The organism is Oleiphilus sp. HI0079, from assembly GCF_001635105.1.
In genome coordinates, this window is the sequence record NZ_LWFT01001426.1 from 1 (window position 1) to 861 (window position 861).

General features: G+C 49.2%; 1 protein-coding gene. It reads left to right on the forward strand.

The genetic code is table 11. The features are described from left to right. The coding region (locus tag A3750_RS24540) for a PhoX family phosphatase (RefSeq protein ID WP_156498922.1) at positions 1-861 on the forward strand (861 nt) is incomplete at both ends.

The following is an 861-nucleotide window of genomic DNA, read 5'->3' on the forward strand; positions in this document are numbered from 1 at the left end:
TTGGCCGGTTTAAGCATGAAGCAATCGCAATTAAAGAGTTGGATGATGGCCGCGTTGCCTGCTACATGGGTGATGACCAGCGCTTTGATTATTGCTACAAGTTTGAGTCTCATGTTTCATGGGCAAGAGCGATTGCCGATGGCGAAAGCCCGTTAGACAACGGTACCTTGTTCGTTGCGCGATTTAATGAGGATGGGTCGGGTGACTGGCTTCCGTTAACACTGGACAATCCAGAGCTTGCAGCACGCTTTAGTGATATGGGTGAGCTCTTAATCAATACGCGGATTGCGGCTGACATTGTTGGCGCAACACCGATGGATCGACCAGAATGGACGACAATTGGTAAGAATGGTGAGGTATTTTGGACCCTTACCAATAACTCGCGCCGAACTGAGCCAAATGCTGCTAACCCGCAAGCACCAAACTCAAACGGACACATTATTCGCACCACTGATCACTCAGCAGACAGTTTTACTTGGGATATCTACATTCTTGCATCAGATACGGTTGATCAGGAAACTGCCTTCTCTTCTCCAGATGCCGCTTGGGCTGATGAAGACGGCCGCTTGTTTATCGGTACCGATGGTGGGCAGCCACAAGGCTTGCAAGATCAGTTAACGGTATTTGATACCAATCAGGAGCTAGCCGAAGGTGAGATTCCTCAGCCAAAGCGCCTGCTCGTTGGTGTGAATAGTGATGAGATTACTGGCTTTACAGTTACGCCAGATCGTCGCACAGCGTTCGTGAATATTCAGCATCCTGGTAATGGTAATCCAGCGTCAACCAGCTTTCCTGCAGCGAAAGAAAGTGGTTTGATTCCTCGGGACTGCACATTAGTTATTACCCGCAAGGATGGCGGGA